We start from the raw sequence: 517 nt of genomic DNA on the forward strand, positions 1-517 counted from the left end.
AATTATGGAGGATTAGCTCAGCTGGGAGAGCATCTGCCTTACAAGCAGAGGGTCGGCGGTTCGATCCCGTCATCCTCCACCATATACCATGCCGGCCTAGCTCAATTGGTAGAGCAACTGACTTGTAATCAGTAGGTTGGGGGTTCAAGTCCTCTGGCCGGCACCACTTTTCAATCTATGTGTTGAAATTTGGGTCATTAGCTTAGTTGGTAGAGCATCTGACTCTTAATCAGAGGGTCGAAGGTTCGAATCCTTCATGACCCATTGTTTTTATGGATCTTACTATGTAAGATTTGTGAATCAAATTAATTACGTGCCATTAGCTCAGTCGGTAGAGCATCTGACTTTTAATCAGAGGGTCGAAGGTTCAAGTCCTTCATGGCACACCATTTATATTTATCATGCGGGTGTGGCGGAATTGGCAGACGCACCAGACTTAGGATCTGGCGCCGCAAGGCGTGGGGGTTCAAGTCCCTTCACCCGCACTATTTTAATAAGTTGCGGAAGTAGTTCAGTG

5 tRNA genes are annotated in these 517 nt (G+C 46.8%); all 5 read left to right on the forward strand.

Annotation, left to right across the window (positions count from 1 at the left end):
- The first annotated feature begins 6 nt into the window (after positions 1-6).
- Positions 7-82 (forward strand) — tRNA-Val (locus JN080_RS29085).
- Between the two features lie 8 nt (positions 83-90).
- A tRNA-Thr gene (locus JN080_RS29090) sits at positions 91-166 on the forward strand.
- A gap of 25 nt (positions 167-191) precedes the next feature.
- A tRNA-Lys gene (locus JN080_RS29095) sits at positions 192-264 on the forward strand.
- A 49-nt stretch (positions 265-313) separates the two neighbouring features.
- Positions 314-389: transfer RNA gene (locus tag JN080_RS29100), tRNA-Lys, on the forward strand.
- Between the two features lie 14 nt (positions 390-403).
- Positions 404-485, forward strand: a tRNA-Leu gene (locus JN080_RS29105).
- Positions 486-517 lie beyond the last annotated feature (32 nt).

Source organism: Bacillus sp. EB600 (assembly GCF_024494385.1).
In the GTDB taxonomy this organism is placed as follows: domain Bacteria; phylum Bacillota; class Bacilli; order Bacillales; family Cytobacillaceae; genus JAEVLT01.